Below are 845 nucleotides of genomic sequence, written 5' to 3'. Positions count from 1 at the left end.
CTAGGGTCCGGACCCATAAACATCTTGGCGCGACGCGTGGTGTCGTGATTCACCGTTCCCCGTTGGGGAGTTGGTTGATGCCGGAAGGTTTTTGGCTGAATGACACGCAATGGGAGCGGTTGGCGCCGTTGCTGCCGAACAAGCCGCGGGGCGTAGCCCGCGTCGATGACCGGCGGGTGATCAGCGGCATCGTGGTGGCGCTACAGTCGGGGGGACGCTGGATCGACGTTCCGGCCGAGTATGGTCCGCGCAAGACGCTCTACAATCGCTTCGTGCGCTGGTCCGCCAAAGGCGTTTGGCAGCGGGTGTTCACGACCCTGGCTGCCGCCGATGGTCCCCCGGCCGCCGTGTTGCTCGACAGCACCCACATCAAAGCGCACCGCTGTGCTGCCGGAGGAAAAGGGGGTTCAAAGCCCAGGCGATCGGCGTCAGCCGCGGCGGACGCACGACCAAAATCCACGCCCTGAGCGACGGCCTCGGACGCCCGCTCGCCTTCGTGCTGACAGGCGGACAAGCGGCCGATTGCCGTGCCGCCGAGGGTCTGTTGCAGAGGATTGCCCCAGCCACCCTGGTCATGGCTGACCGGGCCTATGACACCAACGCCATCCGCAAACAGATCGAGGACCAAGGTGCGGTCCCAAACATCCCGCCCAGACGCACCCGCCTATGGAAAAGCTGCTTTAGCCCCGTGCTCTATCGCGACCGCAACGCCATCGAGCGCATGTTCTGCAGGCTGAAAGACTACCGCCGCATCGCGACCCGCTACGACAAGCTTGCAGCCAACTTTCTCAGCGCCGTCTGCCTCGCAGCAACCGTCAGCTACTGGTTATGAGTCCGAACCCTAG

The 845-nt window shown here is 64.3% G+C and carries 1 protein-coding gene; it reads left to right on the top strand.

Translation table 11 applies throughout. The features are described from left to right. The first annotated feature begins 77 nt into the window (after window positions 1–77). Window positions 78–832 (top strand): IS5 family transposase gene (locus GSQ76_RS07655; protein WP_408836260.1). Its coding sequence is split into 2 segments (ribosomal slippage): window positions 78–408 and window positions 408–832, totalling 756 coding nucleotides; the frame shifts between segments, so codons are not numbered across the junction. Window positions 833–845: the final 13 nt, after the last annotated feature.

The organism is Acidisphaera sp. L21 (assembly GCF_009765685.1).
Classification (GTDB): domain Bacteria; phylum Pseudomonadota; class Alphaproteobacteria; order Acetobacterales; family Acetobacteraceae; genus LMUY01.
Note: the sequence above shows the minus strand (reverse complement) of the source record. Positions and strands in the feature narration are given on the sequence as shown.